This is a genomic window from Laceyella sacchari, from assembly GCF_004343255.1.
Taxonomy (GTDB): domain Bacteria; phylum Bacillota; class Bacilli; order Thermoactinomycetales; family Thermoactinomycetaceae; genus Laceyella; species Laceyella sacchari.
On sequence record NZ_SMDD01000003.1, the window covers coordinates 126,811 to 146,887 of the forward strand.

General features: G+C 49.5%; 22 protein-coding genes. All 22 read right to left on the reverse strand.

Annotated elements, in window-relative coordinates; translation table 11 throughout:
* Positions 1–147: 147 nt before the first annotated feature.
* Positions 148–1,098 (reverse strand): YVTN family beta-propeller repeat protein, encoded by a 951-nt coding sequence (locus EDC32_RS10900; protein WP_132222211.1) that lies wholly within the window; start codon positions 1,096–1,098, stop codon positions 148–150.
* A gap of 291 nt (positions 1,099–1,389) precedes the next feature.
* On the reverse strand, positions 1,390–2,088 hold the full coding sequence (locus EDC32_RS10905) for a thermonuclease family protein (RefSeq protein WP_132222213.1): 699 nt from the start codon (positions 2,086–2,088) through the stop codon (positions 1,390–1,392).
* Between the two features lie 720 nt (positions 2,089–2,808).
* On the reverse strand, positions 2,809–3,663 hold the full coding sequence (locus EDC32_RS10910; RefSeq protein WP_132222215.1) for a tyrosine-type recombinase/integrase: 855 nt from the start codon (positions 3,661–3,663) through the stop codon (positions 2,809–2,811).
* Between the two features lie 402 nt (positions 3,664–4,065).
* A complete protein-coding gene (locus EDC32_RS10915) occupies positions 4,066–4,431 on the reverse strand; it encodes a YraN family protein (RefSeq protein ID WP_132222216.1) in 366 nt (121 codons plus the stop codon).
* Positions 4,431–5,246, reverse strand: a complete 816-nt coding sequence (locus EDC32_RS10920; RefSeq protein WP_132222217.1) for a ribonuclease HII — start codon at positions 5,244–5,246, stop codon at positions 4,431–4,433. The genes EDC32_RS10915 and EDC32_RS10920 overlap by 1 nt, the downstream gene beginning before the upstream one ends.
* A complete protein-coding gene (gene ylqF, locus EDC32_RS10925) occupies positions 5,221–6,126 on the reverse strand; it encodes a ribosome biogenesis GTPase YlqF (protein ID WP_246026930.1) in 906 nt (301 codons plus the stop codon). Before ylqF ends, EDC32_RS10920 begins: the two co-directional genes overlap by 26 nt.
* Before the next feature lie 88 nt (positions 6,127–6,214).
* On the reverse strand, positions 6,215–6,757 hold the full coding sequence (gene lepB / locus EDC32_RS10930; protein ID WP_246026931.1) for a signal peptidase I: 543 nt from the start codon (positions 6,755–6,757) through the stop codon (positions 6,215–6,217).
* 91 nt (positions 6,758–6,848) lie between these two features.
* Positions 6,849–7,196 (reverse strand): 50S ribosomal protein L19, encoded by a 348-nt coding sequence (rplS, locus tag EDC32_RS10935; protein WP_022736358.1) that lies wholly within the window; start codon positions 7,194–7,196, stop codon positions 6,849–6,851.
* 95 nt (positions 7,197–7,291) lie between these two features.
* Entirely contained in the window at positions 7,292–8,038 is a 747-nt protein-coding gene (gene trmD, locus EDC32_RS10940; RefSeq protein ID WP_132222980.1) for a tRNA (guanosine(37)-N1)-methyltransferase TrmD, read from the reverse strand.
* Between the two features lie 10 nt (positions 8,039–8,048).
* The gene (gene rimM, locus EDC32_RS10945; RefSeq protein ID WP_022736360.1) at positions 8,049–8,579 is read right to left on the reverse strand and encodes a ribosome maturation factor RimM; all 531 of its coding nucleotides are present in this window, start codon (positions 8,577–8,579) and stop codon (positions 8,049–8,051) included.
* Positions 8,580–8,594: 15 nt separating this feature from the next.
* A complete protein-coding gene (locus EDC32_RS10950) occupies positions 8,595–8,822 on the reverse strand; it encodes a KH domain-containing protein (protein WP_132222221.1) in 228 nt (75 codons plus the stop codon).
* 44 nt (positions 8,823–8,866) lie between these two features.
* Positions 8,867–9,124: a 30S ribosomal protein S16 gene (gene rpsP / locus EDC32_RS10955; protein ID WP_022736362.1), complete on the reverse strand. Its 258-nt coding sequence runs from the start codon at positions 9,122–9,124 to the stop codon at positions 8,867–8,869.
* Between the two features lie 36 nt (positions 9,125–9,160).
* A complete protein-coding gene (gene ffh, locus EDC32_RS10960; RefSeq protein ID WP_132222223.1) occupies positions 9,161–10,513 on the reverse strand; it encodes a signal recognition particle protein in 1,353 nt (450 codons plus the stop codon).
* A 24-nt stretch (positions 10,514–10,537) separates the two neighbouring features.
* Entirely contained in the window at positions 10,538–10,870 is a 333-nt protein-coding gene (gene ylxM / locus EDC32_RS10965; protein WP_132222225.1) for a YlxM family DNA-binding protein, read from the reverse strand.
* 152 nt (positions 10,871–11,022) lie between these two features.
* Positions 11,023–12,009 (reverse strand): signal recognition particle-docking protein FtsY, encoded by a 987-nt coding sequence (gene ftsY / locus EDC32_RS10970; RefSeq protein ID WP_132222227.1) that lies wholly within the window; start codon positions 12,007–12,009, stop codon positions 11,023–11,025.
* A 1-nt stretch (position 12,010) separates the two neighbouring features.
* A complete protein-coding gene (smc, locus tag EDC32_RS10975; protein WP_132222229.1) occupies positions 12,011–15,610 on the reverse strand; it encodes a chromosome segregation protein SMC in 3,600 nt (1,199 codons plus the stop codon).
* A 280-nt stretch (positions 15,611–15,890) separates the two neighbouring features.
* Positions 15,891–16,229: a tRNA-binding protein gene (locus EDC32_RS10980; RefSeq protein WP_132222231.1), complete on the reverse strand. Its 339-nt coding sequence runs from the start codon at positions 16,227–16,229 to the stop codon at positions 15,891–15,893.
* A gap of 174 nt (positions 16,230–16,403) precedes the next feature.
* Positions 16,404–17,201, reverse strand: coding sequence for an IucA/IucC family C-terminal-domain containing protein (locus tag EDC32_RS10985; RefSeq protein ID WP_132222982.1), 798 nt, complete (start codon positions 17,199–17,201; stop codon positions 16,404–16,406).
* A gap of 264 nt (positions 17,202–17,465) precedes the next feature.
* On the reverse strand, positions 17,466–17,669 hold the full coding sequence (locus EDC32_RS10990) for a hypothetical protein (protein ID WP_132222233.1): 204 nt from the start codon (positions 17,667–17,669) through the stop codon (positions 17,466–17,468).
* Positions 17,670–17,762: 93 nt separating this feature from the next.
* Positions 17,763–18,452, reverse strand: a complete 690-nt coding sequence (gene rnc / locus EDC32_RS10995; RefSeq protein ID WP_375163202.1) for a ribonuclease III — start codon at positions 18,450–18,452, stop codon at positions 17,763–17,765.
* Positions 18,453–18,467: 15 nt separating this feature from the next.
* Positions 18,468–19,712 carry a beta-ketoacyl-ACP synthase II gene (fabF, locus tag EDC32_RS11000; protein ID WP_132222235.1) on the reverse strand — a complete coding sequence of 415 codons (1,245 nt, stop codon included), beginning with the start codon at positions 19,710–19,712 and terminating at the stop codon, positions 18,468–18,470.
* A 104-nt stretch (positions 19,713–19,816) separates the two neighbouring features.
* Positions 19,817–20,050: an acyl carrier protein gene (locus EDC32_RS11005; RefSeq protein ID WP_022736372.1), complete on the reverse strand. Its 234-nt coding sequence runs from the start codon at positions 20,048–20,050 to the stop codon at positions 19,817–19,819.
* Positions 20,051–20,077 lie beyond the last annotated feature (27 nt).

The window sequence follows — 20,077 nt, forward strand, 5'->3', positions numbered from 1 at the left end:
GATTCACCAAACTCACCCTAAGCAAAATGACTTCTTATCCTAGACTATATATGGGTTGCTTACCTATTATAACTTGGCCACTCCCGAATAGAAGAGGTCATTCATGCCCTTCAGTCCCACGTGAGAACTCACTGTGACCATTTGTCTTTACCTATTGGATCTGCGCTTGCGGCGCTTCGCCACGGATCTTTTCAAACGACTGCCACGGTTATTTGGGATGTTCGTGATCGCTATCCCAAAAGGGGTTAACACGACGGGTATCATATCGACTATCTGGTTCGTTTGAGCGTCGATCACGGAAACGTTATTTATGTCCGAATTAGCCACATAGATGTATCTACCATCAGGGGTTACCGCCAGTCCGAATGGCTGTCGTTCAACAGGGATCGTCTCAATCACTTGATTTGTTTGTGTATTGATGATGGACATGTTATTAGAATATTGATTCGAAACATAAGCACGGCTTCCGTTAGGAGTGATTGCTACCATGGCTGGTGTTGAACCGACAGATATCGAAGTGATAACTTCATTTGTTTGCGTATTGATGACGGAAACGCTGTTACTTCTAGAGTTCACCACATAGACGCGCCTGCCGTTGGGGGTCACCGCGATCCCGATTGGTGACTGTCCAACGGATACCTCGCCAATCACCCGAGTTGTTTGTGTATTGATAACAGAAACCGTTTCACTTCCAAAATTCGTAACATACAAGCGTGTTCCATTAGGTGAGGCTGTGATTCCTGACGGATTTTGTCCAACGGGTATCATCCCAGTCACTTGGTTTGATTGCGTATCAATGACGGAAACAGTATGAGATGATTGATTCGCTACATAGACTCGGCTTCCGTCAGGTGAGGCTACCACCGCAATAGGCCTTGATTGTACAGATATCGTAGCAACTACCCTATTTGTTAAGGTATTAATAACAGAAACGTTGTTAGAGTCTGCATTTGTGACATAAACGCGACTTCCATTGGGTAAGGCCGCCACCCCAGACGGACGCTCCCCAACGCCGATGTTGGCGATGACTTGACGTGTTTGCGTATCGATGACGGTGACCTCAGAAGAATCATAGTTTGTCACATAAGCTCTGGCCATTTCACACTTCCTTTCTGCACGTTCTACTATAAGAAATGCAGAAGGGAAGTAAATTGTAAGGGATGTTGTGCATCAACATTTCACTAAATTTCTTATTATCCCTTACGGTAGATTCCGTTCACTTCAATTAAAATGAATGCATATAATCCGGTTATATTAAGGTTAACGCACCCTACTAAGATACTTCGACCTTTTTTATTCGCGAAGTTTGACTATCATCTCTTTGCCTGATGTCGGACATATGTTTGCACGGCAATTGGTTTGAACAGGATATACTCAGCAGCCAACTTACTAATTGTCCCAACATCCTTTCACTTCACTGCGGTGCCGGTTTGTTCTCATGGCTTCTTGCTCCGAATAAAAGTACATGAGGTTTTCCGGTTTAATCTCTTTCACAACATGACAGCCGATCGGATGGTATACATCGCTATTCTTGCTCGCAACAAAAATATTCTTCTCATTTTTTAGCGCTTCAACATGGAAACCATCTTTTTTTGTGTAATTGTCCCATTGCCAAATTCCAATCTTTTTGCGTTTCGCCTCTTGTTCCGCGTCTCTTAGCTCTTCCAGATATTTGGCGTCTGGTTGTTCCACATAAGCAATGCGAGCAAATCCTTCCTTCACCAGCTCTTCCTGCAATAACTTCCCATCCACATGCAGATAGGCAAGGAATCGGCCATATTTATCTCTCTTCGTCTCTTCTTTTTCCAACTCAATTTTTTTCGCTTCATTGATCAATTTCTGAGTAAAGTCTTTTGCTTCATCTCCAAGCGGTTGCTTTCCGAAATTCGGGTGATTGATTTCTGGTGTATCCACAAACAATAACCGGACTGTTTCCTCTTTTTTCTTCATTTTGACTTTAATCGTGTCTCCATCCACCACTGACACCGATTGTTTTGGTACTTCAATTCTTTCCTCATTACCACAACCTGCGGTAACCAACAGCCCCATCAACAGGAACGGTACAACTGCTTTTCTCAAACTGGCCACTACTTCTCTCTCCTTTTCATAATGTCAAGGTGCATTTATTTCCAATTGAATTTTTTTCGAAATTAAACTTATCACACTGAAATTCAAAAATCAAATTCGGTAAAGAAAATTAAGCTCGAAAATCCGAGCCTAAGTTACTTTTGCTATTCATATGTCTTAAAATCGACTTTTTTTCTTTACCGAAGATCGCTTGTTTTTTTTTACCGAATTCAATAGAATGGAATATATAGAATTAAAATCAGGGGAAATCACGTAGTGACAGAGGAAGAAAACTTACCACATTATACTTAATGACCTCTGCCACGAAGCTTTACTTTGATCAGCACAGGCATTGACGCCATTGTTGTGCGTCAACGACTTGAACCAGAGCAGGTGTACAAAATTTTCTCCCCCCCTACTTGCTGGAAAAAGAGTATCATGCCTATAAAAAGTAGACACCCTTCCCCTATTTCGCCACTTGTTTTGGTAGCGACTCCAATTTTTTATCCTTTCATACGAATCGGGATACACCTTCTACGAATGTTTAGAGCTTGGAATTACTTTGCAAGGAAGACACATTAATTGATACAGGTTATATCTTTGATAAAGTGAAACAACTTTACTTAACTCCTTTAATATCTAAAGATCAAGTAGGAGCAACACTATTAAATGGCATAACAAAAATCCCCCATTAAACAGCCATTGCTTTGGCAGTTTAATGAGGGATGCAAACAGTGTTGCCTACCCGTTTAAATATCTCTTTGTTGTTTCAATGCTGGCATAACCCGCCAACTTGGATACCTCTTTTAAATCCATGTTGGCTTCAATGAGCCTGCGGCAAAATGTATGCCGCAAAGTTTGTGCTGAATATTGCTCCAACCCGATATCCTGAAAAAACTTCTTGATTAAATAATGAATACCTTGTCTCGTCATTCTTTCATTGAGTTGGGAAATGACAACCGGCCTGTCTTGCTTCTTTTTTACATAGGGAATCCATTCGATCAGTGACTGAGTGAGCAACTCGTTCATCGGTACCGTTCTCGTCATTTTGTGCTCATTTTTAATCAAGATTAATCCATCTTTCCAAAAAACTTGATCCCAATTCAACAGGACAGTTTCTGAAACCGTAAAGCCCGCCTTCATCATTAAATACACAATACAAAGATTACGATGCCGTTTCCAATCGTTTTTTTCAGATTTTACTCTTTCAAGCAACTTTTTTTCTTCTTCCGTTGTTAACCACGAATGTGAAGGGTGATTGGATTGTATTTTGGGTGCGCTGATCTCAGACAAAGGATTATGGTCAACAATGTTATTCTCAGTTAAAAAATTCCAATAAGACTTTAATGAGGCCATTCGTTTGTGAACAGTGGAAGGGGACAGTTTCTCCAAATGCAGCATTTCATTCTGCCATTCAATGATATGTGCAGACATTACCTGATCCGGCCGGAAATCGATTTTATATTTATGGCTTAACCAAGTGTAGAATATGAAGACAGCCGTTAAATATTCGTCAATTGTCCGCTGTTTTCTGCCCGCCTCTGCCAACCATTTAGTAAATTCATCAATGAAGTCTGCAAATACACTAAAATCCATGAATATCACCCCCTCGAATGTATTCTTTATTATACGAATTGAACAAATGAAGGACAACTCATTGGTTGTTTTGCATTAGCAAGTTTTTGAAACTGGCTCTGAGCAATGAGCATACGTATTTCAAGGGCACCCCGTATTTTTCAGACAAGCAAGTGGATTCTCTCTTCAATACTTCTGACCTCCTTATTCCAGAAAATTCTTACGACATGGACCATGGAAGCAAGATGCGTTCGTACATTTTTCCACCATCCAAAAATGAAGGATTCAAAAGCCTTGACGAAGGGCAACACGTTCATCGAAAACAACCGCCGTGGCGCACAAGCGGCTAACAAGTGATGAGCTTCATAACAAAAGCTATTGGCTTTTGCCAACAGCTTTGTTTATCTTTTATAACTTAAAACCTCAAAAGGCCCCCTCGATATGGTCGATCCGCACCGGTGTCAAATCGCGGGACAATAAGACCGATATCACATCGATCCGTTGCGGGCAACCCAGTCGGTGATGCTTTTGCGCATATTGTGTTGCCAATCTTCGGACTTTTTGTTGCTTGCGATAGTCGACTGACTCCATACCTGCGCCAAAGTGGTTGCCAGTCGTCGTCCGCACTTCTACAATGACCAGCAACTCACCTTGGCTGGCAACAATATCAATTTCACCCAGCTTGCTTCGCCAATTGCGATCCAAAATGCGATAGCCCTTCTTCATCAACAGGCGGGCAGCTGCTTCTTCGCCTATACGCCCAACCGTTTGACGCCGGTCCCTGTTCATTAACGGATACTCCCTTCGGCAAACAGCGTCCCTTGAACCCCGCTGTTTTCAATCACTTCCCTCACTGGAGCAAAACTGCGTCGATGCAAGGGTGTGGGACCATATCGGCGCAAGGCCTCAAGGTGCTCGGGGGTACCGTAACCCATATGTTGGTCAAATCCGTATGCGGGATACGTCTGCGCTGCCTGCTTCATCCATTCATCCCGGGTGGTTTTGGCAATGATGGAAGCGGCGGCGATAGAATGGCTCAAGCTGTCACCTTTGATAATTCCTTGCTGTGGTATGTCCACGTCTGGAATCTTTACTGCATCTGCCAAGATCGCTTGGGGTGTGGGTGTCAATTGGGACAAGGCGATCCGCATCGCATGATATGTGGCTTGCAAGATATTGTACTTGTCGATGTGCGCCGCATCCACAATCCCCACCCCTACTGCCAACGCTTCCTGCTCAATGCGCTGTTTCAGAACTGTGCGCATCTCTTCTGACAGTTGCTTGGAGTCGTTTAGCCCCGTCGCATCAAAGGTGGGCGGCAAAATGACCGCAGCGGCGACAACTGGTCCGGCCAAAGGGCCGCGCCCTGCTTCATCGACCCCTGCCACAAGAGTCAGACCCTTCGACCAACACTCCTGCTCATACTGCCACATCTTGGCCACGCGTTCCCGCTCTTTTTGCTTGCGCGCCTGTTCCCTTTGATAACTCTCCGCCAATTTGCGGACACCAACCCTGTCATCGGTCAACAGCTCTTGCAACTCTTCAGGCGACAAAGTATCCACTGCCTGCAACCAAGCTTTAATCTCGGGAATGGTCCGTTTCATCCGCATTCCCCTCTTCCTTTAACCAATCCTCCGGTTTTTCTAATGTGATGCGCCCGATTCTGCCCGAACGAAAATCGGTTAGAATAATCTCCGCTACTTTTTCATAATCGACTTCCCCACCGCGGATGAGGCAACCGCGCTTTTTGCCGATCTCCTCCATCAGCTCCACCCGGTCGAGCGATGCCACATCTTTCAACTTATACCGTTCCATCAAGGCGGTGGGATAACGCTCGGCGAGAAACGTCAACGCATAGAGGGCCACTTCATCAATAGGCAGGATTTCCCCTTTGATCGCGCCACTGACAGCCAACCGCATCCCCACGGTGGGATCATCAAATTTGGGCCACAAAATGCCGGGGGTGTCCAAGATTTCCATCGTTTGGCCCACCCGAATCCACTGCTGCGCTTTGGTAACGCCAGGTCGATCACCGGTGACGGTAGCGTTTCGTTTGGCTAAGCGGTTGATGATAGTCGATTTGCCTACATTGGGAATTCCCACCACCATCACGCGAAACTTACGCGATTTGATGCCTTTTTTCTCACGGGCAGCGAACAAAGGTGCCAACACCCGTTCACACTGCGGCACAATCTGATTAACTCCCTTGCCTGATTGGGCGTCGATCGGCAAAACGCGAATGCCTTGCTCGCTAAAATATGCTTTCCACTCTTTGGTGACCTGCTCGTCCGCCAAATCGCTTTTGGTCAACAAGATCAACCGCGGCTTGTCCTTCACGATCTCATTCATCATCGGATTGCGACTAGACAGCGGCAACCGCGCGTCAAGCAGCTCAATAACGATATCGACCAGATGTAGTTTTTCCGTCACTTGGCGCCGGGCTTTGGCCATATGCCCGGGGAACCATTGAATCGTGTTCATCATTGTGCGAATCCTTTCCTGACCCTTATTTTCTCACTGTTCATGATATGTAAAAGAGCTTGATCAACTCAAGCCCTTTGGTTGTCAGCTATTAAAGTAGTTTCCACATCTGGAACGGCCAATAAACCATTTCCACACGGCCGACGATTTCGGACATGCCAACAGGTCCGATGACACGGCTGTCTGTACTATCCAGCCGATTATCTCCCAACACAAACACTTTGCCCGACGGCACTCGCACGAGGTCAAAATCGCGTGTGCGCATATCGGTCGCAAGATAGGGCTCTTCCATAATCTTGCCGTTGATCAGGATTTTATTGTTTTTGGCCTCCACTGTTTCACCCGGCAACGCGATAACCCGTTTCACATATTCCTTGCGTTGTGGCGCATGAAACACGATCACTTCTCCCCGTTCCGGTTCTTCGAAACGGTAGACCAACTTGTTTACCAATATCAGATTCCCTGTTTCCAATGTCGTTTTCATAGAGGGTCCAACGACATTAAAAGGTTCAAACACAAAGATACGGATCACGATCGCCAACGAGACAGCCAGCAAAACCGCAACCATCCATTCTCTCGCCCTGATTCTTTTTTGTCTCCGCAGTCGCTCCGAGCGAGACATCGGCAGTGTCATGATCATGTTCCCCCATTTGCCTGCCTTACTTGGAAAAGGAAATAAATGAGAGAAAAGGGCTTGAATATCCAAGCCCTTTTCTATGAAACGCTTAGCGGTGCAGTTCTTTAATGCGAGCCGCTTTGCCGCGCAAGTTGCGCAGGTAGTACAGTTTCGCACGACGTACTTTACCGCGACGGGTCACTTCGATTTTCTCAATGCGTGGGGAGTGCAATGGGAAAGTACGCTCAACACCCACACCGTAAGAGATTTTGCGAACAGTGAACGTTTCGGAAACGCCACCACCACGACGTTGGATTACAACGCCTTCAAAGATCTGGATACGCTCGCGTTGACCCTCTTTTACTTTCACGTGCACGCGCAGGGTGTCACCCGCACGGAATTGAGGGATATCTTGACGAAGTTGTCCTTCGGTGATTTCACGAATGATTGGACGCATGTCAGCCAACCTCCTTTCCATAACCAAAATCCAAACATTGGCTCCGTTTGCCTGTGAACGGAGAATATTGTATCATACGACCTGATTGAAAACAATTACTCGCCTTGGCGCGCATCCTTGGCCAACTCCTGTAGGAACCGGCGATCTTCATCAGTGAGCGGAGCGGTCTCAAGCAGGTCAGGCCGCCGCTCCCATGTGCGCCGGAGCGATTCTTGGCGCCGCCATTGTTCAATCCGCGCGTGATGTCCCGAAAGCAGGACATCTGGCACTTTGAATCCACGGTACTCTGCCGGCCGCGTATATTGCGGATACTCAAGAAGCCCGGTGGAAAAGGAATCCGTCACCGCGGAAGATTCATTGCCCAGCACCCCCGGCACCAGCCGGCTTACGCTATCCATGATGACCATGGCGGGCAATTCGCCTCCTGTGAGGACATAGTCTCCGATGGAGATCTCCTCTGTGACCAAGTGTTGGCGAATCCGTTCATCATATCCTTCATAATGGCCGCAAAGGAAGATGAGACGGGAATGCTGGGCGAGCTCTTCAGCCTTCTTCTGCGTGAATGGCACACCTTGCGGAGACATCAGCAGGATGGGCGGACGTTCGTCGGTACCGGACAGCAACTCGTCGACCGCCGAGAAGATCGGTTCGGGTTTGAGCACCATGCCACCGCCGCCACCATAGGGCATGTCATCCACCATACGGTGTTTGTCCGTGGCGTAATCGCGAAAATTGATGAGGTGTGTTTCAACCAGCCCTTTTTCATGAGCCTTTTTGATAATACTGGAATGCAAAAATCCCGAAAACATCTCCGGAAAAAGGGTTAACACATCAAATCGTATCTGTGGCACGTCAGTCCAGCCCCTCCATCCACTCGATCGTGATCCGCCGCTCCTTGATGTTCACGTCTTTTACCACATCCGCAATATATGGGAGCAACATTTCTTTCCCTTTGCCGTCGGGCTTCACCACCCACACATCATTGGCCGGCAAAGGCAAGATCTCCCGCACTTTGCCCAACTCATTCCCATCTGTCGTCACAACGGTGCAGCCGATGATTTGGTGGAAGTAGAACTCCCCCTCTTCTTCGTTTACTGGCGCGAGATCCTCTTTCAATACCACCAACTTGCCGCCCTTGTAAGGCTCAGCTTGATTGATGTTGTCCCACTCCTTAAACTTGACCAGCCACACCGATTTATGGGGACGGCCCTTTTCCACCGTCAATGGGAGCGGTTCCTTCAGGCTGGGATGAACGAGGAGAAGCGAACTGCCTTGGGCAAAACGCACATCGGGGAAATCCGTGTCCGAGTAAACGCGCACTTCACCGCGAACGCCATGCGTACCGACCAGACGACCGACATTAAGGTATTCAGCTGTGTTCATGCCGCATCTTCTCCTTCACTTGATTTCCACCCACACACGCCGCTTCTCCTTCCCATGCGCAACATTGACCACCGTGCGAATCGCTTTGGCGATCCGCCCTTGTCGGCCAATGACCTTGCCCAGATCCTCTTTAGCGACGGACAATTCGTAGACGACCCGCTCTTCGGTCTTCCGTTCCGTCACCATCACTTGATCAGGATGATCCACCAAGGAGACCGCAATCCATTCAATCAGTTCTTTCATATATGATGACCCTCCGGTCTTCCGCACCAGAAACGGCTCTGAAATTACTCTTTGTCGCTTTTCAGGATACCTTCACGGCGGAACAGATTGCGGACGGTATCAGATGGTTGGGCACCTTCAGCCAGCCATTTTTGGGCTTTCTCTGCATCGATCTTCACCGTAGCCGGTTCAGTCAATGGATTGTAGTACCCGATCTCATCGATGGAACGACCGTCACGCGGCGCGCGGGAGTCAGCAACAACCACACGGTAGAAAGGCGCTTTTTTGGCACCCATGCGTCTCAAACGGATTTTCACTGCCATTGTCAATTCACCTCCTAAACAGGGTATAATGGGCCGTCATGGCATAAACGGAAAGCGGAAACCGCCCCGTTTTTTCTTCTTCATGCCTTTGGCCATATTGGAAAACTGCTTCATCATCTTCTTCATGTCTTCAAATTGCTTCAACAGCCGGTTTACGTCTTGGACCGTCGTCCCGCTTCCCGCCGCAATACGTTTGCGACGGCTGGCGTTGATGATTTCCGGGTGCTCTTTCTCCTTCGGCGTCATCGACTTGATGATCGCCTCTACACGCGACAGCTGTTTTTCATCCACCTGGATGTTTTTCAACCCCTTTATCTGGCCAGCGCCAGGGAGCATAGACAGCATGTCTTCCAGTGGACCCATCTTGCGCACTTGTTGCAACTGGTCCAAGAAATCATCAAACGTGAAGCTGAGCGTTCGCATTTTCCGCTCTAAATCCTTGGCTTTCTCCTTATCGACGGCGGATTGCGCCTTTTCGATCAGGCTGAGCACATCGCCCATCCCCAAGATGCGAGAAGCCATCCGGTCGGGATGAAAGGGCTCCAAGGCATCCGTCTTCTCACCCATCCCGACAAACTTGATCGGGCAATCGGTCACCGACTTGACCGACAAGGCTGCCCCACCGCGGGTGTCCCCATCCAACTTGGTGAGCACCACGCCGGTCAGCCCTAATTGTTTGTTAAAGTGATCAGCCACGTTCACCGCATCTTGCCCCGTCATCGCATCAACGACGAGCAGAATCTCATCGGGACGAATCTGTTCACGAATCTGCTTCAGTTCGTCCATCATCTGTTCATCGATATGCAGGCGGCCTGCGGTGTCGATGATCACATAGTCAAAGCCCTCCGCCGAAGCTTTAGCCACTCCCTGCTCTGCGATGTCCACAGGGTTGGCCTGATCTCCGAGCGAGAATACGGGTGTATTTAAATCCGCACCCAACACTTCCAATTGCTTGATCGCCGCAGGGCGGTATACGTCCGCGGCTACAAGCAGGGTGCGTCGGTTTTGCTTTTGCAAATAACGAACCAATTTGCCAGAAGTCGTCGTTTTACCGGCACCTTGCAAACCGACCATCATGATTTTGGTTGGCGGCTTATTGGCTTGGGCCAATTCGCTTTGCTCCCCACCCATCAGCTCCTGCAGCTCTTCATTGACCACTTTGATCACTTGCTGCCCGGGGGTCAAGCTCTGCAATACCTCTTGTCCGACCGCGCGCTCTTTGACCCGGTCGATAAAGGTTTTGACCACTTTGAAGTTGACGTCCGCCTCCAGCAAAGCCAAGCGTACTTCTCGCATGGCCTCTTTCACATCAGCTTCGGTCACTTTTCCTTTACCGCGCAACTTCTTCATGACGGACTGCAATCGTTCTGACAAGCCTTCAAACGCCATGGTTCCCCCTCCTTCAATCGCTGATTAATCGAGGTCAACCATCTGTTTGACGAGCGATTCGACCTTCAGACGCGCTTCCGGCACTTCTTCCAATCGGGCCAGGATCTCTTGGGCGAGCTTTTGCCGCTCCAAGTGTTTTTGCACCAAGCCCAGCTTCTCTTCAAGTTCAGTCAGCGTCGTCTGGGCCCGCTTGATCGCCTCAAACACCGCTTGTCGTGATACGCCTTGGTGTTCCGCGATTTCACCGAGCGACCAGTCTTCATGGTAATACATTTCCAACAAGGTGCGCTGTTTGTCTCTCAAGAGTGAACCGTAAAAATCATACAACAGGTTCATCTCTGTGGTTTGCTCCAGCATCGGAGTCACCTCATTTACACCGTCAAGGCGTCAACCTTTACAGGAGTATACTATAGCGGAGCCCGCTACCTCTTGTCAAGGTTTTTTCCTTGATGAAGATGAAAGTCGCAATATTCACTGAGCCGATGAAGGTACGTCGCCCGCCGTTCAGATTAATCCGTCTCGTTCTTGTCGATCATCTCTTTGAACAGCGCATGCAAAAACTGCTCCTTGTCAAAGTCTTGCAAGTCATCCGCTTTTTCGCCCAAGCCGACCAGCTTCACCGGAATCTTCAATTCGTTGCTGATGGCGATGACAATGCCGCCTTTGGCCGTGCCGTCCAGTTTGGTCAGGACAATACCAGACACGTCGACCGCTTCACCGAACTGTTTGGCTTGGAGCAACGCATTTTGTCCAGTTGTAGCGTCCAGCACCAGCAATACTTCATGGGGGCCGTCAGGTACTTCGCGCCGGATCACGCGGAATACCTTCTTCAGCTCTTCCATCAAATTCACTTTGTTTTGCAGTCGGCCGGCTGTGTCGCACAAGAGAATGTCGGCACGGCGGGATTTGGCCGCCTGAATGCCATCATAGATGACCGCTGCCGGGTCCGCTCCCGCCTGGTGCTTAATCACGTCTACGCCAACGCGTTGTCCCCATGTCTCCAACTGGTCAATCGCCCCGGCGCGAAAGGTATCGCCCGCGGCCAGCACCACTTTTTTGCCTTCGTTTTTAAAGCGGTGCGCCAACTTGCCGATGGTGGTCGTTTTCCCCACACCATTTACACCGACAAACAGGATAACTGTCAATTCATTTTCTTTGATCCGCAATCCTTCCTCACCCGCACCGTCCATCATCTCACCGATAAGCTCGGACAAAATGGGTTGCAGATGTTGCGGTTCTTTGATCTTTTGCTGTTTCACCTCGGCACGCAAACGTTCGACCAATTCCATTGTCGTCTCAACGCCGACATCCGCCGTGATGAGAATCTCCTCCAATTCTTCATACAGCTCTTCATCAATTTTAGAACGACCGGTGAACAATTCGTTGATCGCACCGACCAGATTGTTGCTGGTCTTGCTGAGTCCAGTAATAAATTTTTGTGTAACCGCTTCGGTCTTTTGCGCGACGCTTTCGCGCAAGCGTTTGAAAAAACTCATGCTACTCCTCCTGTTTCTTGCTAGCGGCAACTTCGCTAAATCCATCATACTCTTCCAGCTTCACAGATACCAGCTTCGACACACCTGATTCTTGCATGGTAATTCCATACAGCACGTCACATGCCTCCATGGTGTGCTTGCGGTGGGTGATGATAATAAACTGCGTCCGGTTGGCAAACTCCCGCATATAACGCGTATAACGAGTCAAGTTGGCCTCATCGAGAGCCGCATCCACTTCATCCAGCACACAGAACGGCACCGGCTTGATGCGCAACACCGAATAAAGCAGGGCAAGCGCAGCCAATGCGCGTTCTCCACCCGACAGCAGATTGAGGTTTTGCAACTTTTTGCCTGGAGGCTGAGCCACAATCTCAATCCCTGTCTCCAAGAGATTGTCCGGATCGCTCAGCTTCAAATCGGCGCGGCCGCCGCCAAACATCTGTACAAACACCTGCTGGAATTCCGTTCGGATCATATCAAACGCCTCTCCGAAGCGCCGTCCCATCTCTTCGACCAATTGGCTGATAATCTCATACAGCTTTTGTTTGGCTTCAAGCAAGTCGGCCTCCTGCTCCTCCAAAAAGCTGAGTCGCTCTTTCAGACGAGCATATTCCTCGATCGCACCCAGGTTTACTTCGCCCAACGCCGCGATCTGCTCCTTCAATGAACGTACCCGTCGTTCAGCCTCCGCCGGCTGTTCGGGAACGGGGTGGGTTTGTTTGGCGCGTTCGTAACTCATTTCGTATTCTTCAGCCAGCTTCTGCAACAAGTGATTAAGCTCCACGTCCAGACGATTGGCACGCACTTCTTGTTCATGCAACTTATTGCCCAGCTTGCGCAATTTTTGCTGGGTGGAACGTAATTCCTTTTCCTGTACCTCGCGGTCTGAGATCATCTGTTCCCGCAAACTCCTTGTTTCGCCCAGCTGTTGTTGCACTTCTTCCTTGCGAGCGCGCAGCTCGGCGATACGTTCCTCCAGTGATTGCATTTCTTGTGTGTTGAACTCGCGCGCCTCATCCAGGCTACGCAATTCCGCTTGTGCGGCCTGTTTCTGTTTGTCCAGCCGTGCCCACTCTTGCCGGAGTCGGCCCAAGTTTTCTTCCAGGTTGGTCACTTCTTGATGCAAGCGGGCGCGGCGCACCTTAAATTCGGTCATTTGCGCGCCAACTTCTTCTTTCACATTGGCTTGCTGCTTGACCCGCTCTTGTGATTCACTGATGAGCACGCCCAGAAGCTCCTTCTCCCGCTCCAATTCGACGATGCTCTGCTCTGTCCGCGCCAACTGCTCTTGGAGTTCATCTTTTCTTTTGAGAGACTTTTCATGCTCTTGGTTGAGTGTGCGCAATTGTTCGTCCAAAGCACGCTCTTCCACCTGCAACTCCCGCTCTTTGCCGCGCAGCTCTTGTTCTTTCAAGCGCCGCTCTTCCCCGCGCACCCGCACTGCTTCCCACTCCTGCTCAAGTGCTTGTTTGCGCAGGTGCAAAGCTTCAAACTCCTGCTCCACTTGGCGCCAAGCGGCTTCCGCCCGTTTGAGCTCCTTCTCACATTCTTCCAGTTGGCGTGACCGACCCAAGAGATTGCTTTTGGACTGATGGCGGCTACCCCCGGTCATCGATCCACCCGGATTAACCACGTCGCCGTCTAGAGTAACCACCCGGTAACGGTAACTCAAACTGCGGGCCATTCGGTTGGCTTGTTCCATGTTCTCAGTAACCACGACCAGCCCGAGCAAATGCTCAATCAACCGGCGATAGCGGGGCTCCGTTTTGACCAAATTGGCCGCAATCCCTACAAATCCAGGCTGCGACTCGCATTTGGCTATTTCTTGTTGCGGCAACATCCGGCTTTTCAATACATCGAGCGGCAAAAAGGTGGCCCGGCCCAACCGTTTTTCCTTCAGGTATTGAATACCTTGGCGACCGGTCTTCTCATCTTCGACCACCACATGTTGTAGCGCGCCACCAAGTGCGGTCTCAATCGCTGCTTCCATCTCTCGCGGCACTTGAATCAACTGCGCCACCGCGCCATGGACTCCAGCTAACGATGAAATGCCCCGGTCGCGAGCCTTAAGCACCTCTTTCACGCCTTGCATAAACCCTTGGTGCTCGGCTTCTGTCTCTTTGATCCATTCATACTGGGAACGTAGGCGGTTGAGCTGTTGTTCCACTTTGCGGCTACGGTCAGCGAGGGCTTTCTCCTCCTGCTCGATTTGACCGCGTTGCTCTGCCAAGACGCGAACCTGTTCGGCCGCCTCCCGTAGCTCGCCCTCTACCTGCTTCAATTGGTCGGCGATCTCATCGGATCGTCCCGCTTGGGCCTCTTTGGCTTGCAAGAGAGCCTGTTTTTGCTCGGCAAAATCCTTGATTCGCTCCACCAGCTCGGCCAGTTGTTCAGTCATGTATTGTTTTTCACTGGAGAGTGCCGCCAACCGGTTGCCATGTTGTTGGATTTTTTTGGACAACTCATCCAGTTGGTCGGCGTCATCAGCCGATGACAGAGAGAGTTGTAACTCCAACTTCTCAAGTTGCTGTTCCAGCTCAGCCAGTTCGGCGCGCTTTTGTGCAAGAAGATCGCCGGTCTGCTCTTCTTCTGTCTTTAGACGCGCGCACTCTGCCTCCAGCTCGCGGATGCGTTCAGACAATTGCTGCTGGGTTTCCGTTCGGTTCTTCACCCGCTCCAGCCGCACTTCCCGTTGTCCCTCCGCCTTTTCCAACTCTTCACTCACCGACAGCAACGCCGTCTGAACCTGCTCCCAGTTTTGTTCTTGTTCAAGCAGTTTCGCTTTCAGCTCTTCCAGCTGTGCTTCACGTCCACTGACAGCAGCGGCCAAGCTGACCTGCTCTTGGGACAGGCTTTTTACCGCTTGGGAAGCTTCTTGCCATTCTTCATGTAGCGTTTCAATTTTATGTACATACAAGCCGATTTCCACTTCTTGCAATTCCGCCTTCAATTCTTTGAAGCGATTCGCTCGCTCGGCCTGTTCCGCAAGCGGTTCCACTTGCCCTTTGATTTCATGGATGAGATCGTGGATACGGGAAAGGTTTTGCTCCGTTCCTTCCAGCTTTTTCTCTGCTTCTTTTTTACGGGCTTTGTATTTGACAATCCCCGCCGCCTCTTCGAAGATGGCTCGCCGATCTTCCGATTTGGAACTGAGGATTTCGTCAATTTTGCCTTGTCCGATCATGGAATATGCATCTTTACCTATACCTGTATCCATGAACAGCTCATGAATGTCTTTGAGGCGGCAGGATTGCTTATTGAGGAAATATTCGCTTTCTCCGGATCGGTATACCCGCCGCGTCACTGTGACTTCCTCATAATCGACGGGCAGACGCCGCTCCGAATTATCAAAGGTCATGGAGACTTCGCAATAACCGACCGGTTTGCGTGTATCACTTCCTGCGAAAATAACATCTTCCATCTTATTTCCGCGCAACGATTTGGCACTCTGTTCCCCCAACACCCAACGAATGCCGTCGGTGACATTGCTCTTGCCACTGCCATTGGGCCCAACAACGGCGGTCACACCCGGAACAAACTCCAGCTCTGTGCGATCGGCGAACGATTTGAAACCACTCATCTCTAACCGTTTAAGATACATAAGCCCCCTCCTCTCTTCATCATTCACCAGGATGTGTCTGGCAAATCACATTGGTGGAAAAAAGCGGCAGAACAACCTTTTCTCGAGAACGCCTCCGCCACGCGCGGCAGCAAATGAGAAAATGGTTTTGGAGCCGCTGGTCTATGCATCAGACACGCACCAGTCCATCCAAAAGAACGGCCACAGAACAAGTCTGCAAGTGGCGCGTTTCAATCAAATGAACTGATCTATTTTAGCATAAAAAAACATTCCCTGGTGAGGATTCAGGGAATGTGCTTGCTCAATACACCCGCGTGCCCAGTGGGGCTTCATGGTCTACTCCCAACAGGGTGACACCACCCACCTTGGAATCAACCCCCAACACCAACACTTCAGACATAAAGTCAGCAATCTGTTTCGGTGGGAAATTGGTAACAGCCACCACTCGTTTGCCAACCAACTCATCAATGTGGTAAAGTTGCGTGATTTGCGCACTGCTTCGTTTGACCCCCAGCTCCTCACCGAAGTCAATCCATAGCTTGTACGCCGGCTTTCGCGCTTTCTCAAACACCTCTGCCCGGATGATTTGACCGATTCTGAGATCCACTTTCAAAAAGTCGTCATAACTGATACTCTTCATCAACTTCATCCCTTTCAGTTATCTCTGTTGCTTGCGGGAGCTCATCCGGCCCGGGTTTACGCCCGGTCGCTATTGCTTGTACAAACCTCCCCGGCATGAAATACTTCTCTCTTTCTCCCCGCTCATCCTGCATGAAAGGAGAGCAAACAAAAAAGCCGACTCTCGGGTGAGAAGTCAGCCTTCAAGCGGCGTATCACGACAAGGTTCGGTAATAGTGAAACAATTTCGCGGGCAAGTTTTGCAGGTCTTGTCGCCCACTTGGTAATAGAGGCAACAGGTTTTGCGAATCCGCACCGGTTCAGGCGCATGGGCAGGCCAACATTTGGGACTGTGAAAACGCGCCAACGGCTGTATTTTTTCTGCATACAGGGAAGCGGGTGTTTCATTGAGCAAATAATGAAAATCAGTTTCAACTCGATTCCGTTCTTCCCCTTCCAATCCCACCAACTTTGTTTCATACAACCAATATACGTACAGAGCAAAGTTTTCCCATAAAATGGCGAGCGGAACACCGGTCGATTCATGGAGCTGATGCCACAGCGGCACCACATGTCGTCCGATCAACTGGGAGACCAGCCGTTCGCGCCAAGCTTCGCGCCGGGAACCAGGCTTGGTGACCGTCCACCGTTTGAGCTTGGCTGCAAAAGGAGATTTTTCGCCCGGCTGTTCCAGGTCGATCACCACATTGCCAAGGGATAAGTCCAACCCTTTGTTCAGCACACTCATCGTAAAAAGAGCCGGCACAATCACCATAAACGTATATTTTTTGCTGAACTGGGACGCCACCGCCACCATCGGTGCACCACCGATCGTTTCAGCAAGCCTTGCTATCATATCATGGCACTTTTGCCCATCCAACAATTCCAACGCCGTAAAAGACAAAGGCGAGGCAGGCGTGAACGACGGAGCGACTTGAAACTGGTTTTCCAACAACACCCGTTCTCTATTTTCCAACCGTTCCAATGCCATCATGCCTTCCCTCTCCTTTCACCGATTCACCCATTCGATAATGATATTTATTCTCATTATATCGGATTTGCACAGACATATCCACAGGTATTGAAAAAAATTTCTATAGAAATGAAAAGGAGGGTGATTATACAATAAATTATCTATTAATTTAATAATATAATTCTGATAACATTCTTTCCAAGATTCGAAAAAAGGGGGGCTTGACGGCAAGGAAAAGTTGGCACCATCGCAGTGAGATTAGATCAAATACAATAAATCCCTCCGCTATTCTGTGTCTCTTCGCTCTGCTTCCACCGAACGTTCCCGCAACAGACGGATGATGGTTTCATTCTGCTGTTCGATCCGTTTCAAACGCTTCCAGCTGTTGATGACCAAAACACCCGGCAACAAGAAAAAAAACGCTAACGCTAGAAACTCAACGAGCTGGAGAAGCATGAAAAGCATCGTCCCTAATTGGATGTCAGCCATATTTCGCCCCCTCTCTGAAGATATGCTCAACTGTCTATTCCCTCATGGACAATAAGAAAAACCACCGATTCCCAGCAGGCGGTGGTTTGCACATTATCTTGCTTTCCAAGTTTTAAGGGCGATGAGCGCCGCTTGTTGTTCTGCTTCTTTTTTGGAACGGCCCGCGCCTTGTCCCAAGCATCGGTCTTCAAGATACACTTCAGCCACAAAGTGGCGATCATGCGCAGGGCCTTGCATATCCACAATCCGATATTCCAAGGCACCCAATCTCTCTTGTTGAACCAGCTCTTGCAACTGGCTTTTGGCATCCAACATGTTGGCCAGCCATTCATCATTGATTTTCGGAAAGACCAATCTGGTCAAAAACCGCCGCACCTCATCCAAGCCCTGATCCAAAAACAAGGCTCCGATAAAAGCTTCAAACACATCGGCCAAGAGGGAAGGACGGGTGCGGCCTCCCGTCATCTCCTCTCCTTTTCCCAATCGCACAAAGCGCCCAAAATCAAGCTCTTTGGCAAAAGAAGCAAGGGATGCTTCACACACCACACGTGCCCGTGTGCGTGTCAATTCACCTTCGCTCATCTGCGGATAACGGTGAAACAAGTATTCCGACACTGCCAATTCAAGCACCGCGTCTCCCAAGAACTCCAATCGCTCATTGTCTGGGAACTTCCCGCTGTTTTTCCGTTCATGGGCAAATGAAGTGTGAGTAAAAGCTTGTTGGAACAATTTTTTGTTTTTCAAGGTCAAGCCGATGGACCGTTCCAACTCAGATAAATCCATCATGTGTTCATCCCCTTACGCTTCCGCAAACTCTTTGATGCAGATGGTGGCATTGTGCCCGCCAAAACCGAGTGAGTTCGAAATGGCGGCCCGGACGCGCGCCTTACGCGATTCATTCGGCACATAGTCCAAATCACATTCGGGATCCGGATTTTCCAAATTGATTGTCGGCGGAATGATTTGCTCTTTGAGCGTAAGCGCCAGCACTGCCGCTTCAATCGCTCCCGCCGCACCCAGCAAGTGCCCCATCATGGATTTGGTTGAGCTAATCGCCAACTTATGCGCATGTTCACCGAAAGCAGCTTTGATCGCCATCGTCTCAAATTTGTCGTTAATATCGGTTGATGTACCATGGGCGTTGATGTAATCGATGTCCTCCGGTTTCAGACCGGCATCGGACAGCGCCATCTCCATGCTTCGTTTCGCGCCATCTCCTTGTGGGTCGGGGCTGGTGATGTGATAGGCGTCAGCCGTCATCCCATATCCCACAACTTCAGCGATGATGTTGGCACCGCGTTTTTGTGCATGCTCCAGCGTTTCCAACACCAACACTGCCGCTCCTTCACCCATGACAAATCCGTCACGGTCACGGTCAAACGGACGGCTAGCCTTTTGCGGATCATCATTGCGGCTGGACAAGGCACCCATCGCCGAAAAACCAGCTATGGCCATTGGCAAAATGGTTGCTTCCGTGCCACCTGCCAACATCACATCGGCATCGCCGCGTTGCAACATCTTGAACGAGTCGCCGACGCAGTGCGTGCCGGTCGCGCAAGCCGAGATCGCCGCGCTGTTGGGCCCTTTGGCGCCAGTGTGGATGGACACCATGCCCGAAGACATGTTAGCAATCATCATCGGCACAAAGAATGGGCTAACCCGGCGCGGTCCTCGCTCCATCAACACGCGATGTTGGTTTTCCAAAGTCGACAGTCCGCCGATCCCGGAGCCCACATAAACCCCTACACGGTTGGCGTCCACTTTGTTCATGTCCAATTCAGCGTGCTTCAGTGCTTCTTTGGCCGCCGCCACCGCAAATTGCACAAATCGATCCATGCGGCGTGCTTCTTTTTTATCTATATAATTCAGCGGGTCAAAATCCTTGACCTCTGCGGCAATCTTCACTGCATAGTCCGTTGTGTCGAAATGGGTGATGTTCCCCACCCCGGACTTGCCTGCGATCAGATGATTCCAGAATGTGTTTACATCGTTACCAAGGGGAGAAATTATTCCAAGACCGGTGATCACAACCCTCTTATTCACCTGATCCACCGCCTTTCTCAACATAGCTGATACGCTTTTTAGTACGTTGTGTATAAAGTCCCGCAACAAGAGCGGGACTTTATACAGTAAGTATGAAGTAGCGATTAATTATGTTTGTTGATATATTCTACAATATCTCCAACCGTGGAGATTTTAGCAGCTTCATCATCGCCGATCTCCAATTCGAACTCATCTTCCAATTCCATGATGAGATCCACTACGTCGAGTGAGTCGGCACCCAAATCTTCTTTGATGGACGCTTCCAGCGTCACTTCCGCCTCATCCACATCCAGACGCTCAACGATGATCTTTTTTACACGTTCTAACGTATCTGCCATATCTTTCACCTCCCCTCAGTATTATAC

Coding starts and splice junctions, on each gene's coding strand:
- ylxM (WP_132222225.1), bottom strand. CDS start 10,870: ATGCTGGAGCAAACCACAGAGATGAACCTGTTGTATGATTTTTACGGT.
- ffh (WP_132222223.1), bottom strand. CDS start 10,513: ATGGCGTTTGAAGGCTTGTCAGAACGATTGCAGTCCGTCATGAAGAAG.
- ftsY (WP_132222227.1), bottom strand. CDS start 12,009: ATGAGTTTTTTCAAACGCTTGCGCGAAAGCGTCGCGCAAAAGACCGAA.
- rnc (WP_375163202.1), bottom strand. CDS start 18,452: ATGGATTTATCTGAGTTGGAACGGTCCATCGGCTTGACCTTGAAAAAC.
- EDC32_RS10915 (WP_132222216.1), bottom strand. CDS start 4,431: ATGAACAGGGACCGGCGTCAAACGGTTGGGCGTATAGGCGAAGAAGCA.
- EDC32_RS10950 (WP_132222221.1), bottom strand. CDS start 8,822: ATGAAAGAACTGATTGAATGGATTGCGGTCTCCTTGGTGGATCATCCT.
- EDC32_RS10980 (WP_132222231.1), bottom strand. CDS start 16,229: ATGAAGAGTATCAGTTATGACGACTTTTTGAAAGTGGATCTCAGAATC.
- EDC32_RS10920 (WP_132222217.1), bottom strand. CDS start 5,246: ATGAAACGGACCATTCCCGAGATTAAAGCTTGGTTGCAGGCAGTGGAT.
- rplS (WP_022736358.1), bottom strand. CDS start 7,196: ATGCGTCCAATCATTCGTGAAATCACCGAAGGACAACTTCGTCAAGAT.
- rpsP (WP_022736362.1), bottom strand. CDS start 9,124: ATGGCAGTGAAAATCCGTTTGAGACGCATGGGTGCCAAAAAAGCGCCT.
- EDC32_RS10910 (WP_132222215.1), bottom strand. CDS start 3,663: ATGGATTTTAGTGTATTTGCAGACTTCATTGATGAATTTACTAAATGG.
- lepB (WP_246026931.1), bottom strand. CDS start 6,757: ATGACACTGCCGATGTCTCGCTCGGAGCGACTGCGGAGACAAAAAAGA.
- ylqF (WP_246026930.1), bottom strand. CDS start 6,126: ATGATGAACACGATTCAATGGTTCCCCGGGCATATGGCCAAAGCCCGG.
- smc (WP_132222229.1), bottom strand. CDS start 15,610: ATGTATCTTAAACGGTTAGAGATGAGTGGTTTCAAATCGTTCGCCGAT.
- EDC32_RS10990 (WP_132222233.1), bottom strand. CDS start 17,669: ATGGCTGACATCCAATTAGGGACGATGCTTTTCATGCTTCTCCAGCTC.
- rimM (WP_022736360.1), bottom strand. CDS start 8,579: ATGAACACAGCTGAATACCTTAATGTCGGTCGTCTGGTCGGTACGCAT.
- EDC32_RS11005 (WP_022736372.1), bottom strand. CDS start 20,050: ATGGCAGATACGTTAGAACGTGTAAAAAAGATCATCGTTGAGCGTCTG.
- EDC32_RS10900 (WP_132222211.1), bottom strand. CDS start 1,098: ATGGCCAGAGCTTATGTGACAAACTATGATTCTTCTGAGGTCACCGTC.
- EDC32_RS10985 (WP_132222982.1), bottom strand. CDS start 17,201: ATGATGGCATTGGAACGGTTGGAAAATAGAGAACGGGTGTTGTTGGAA.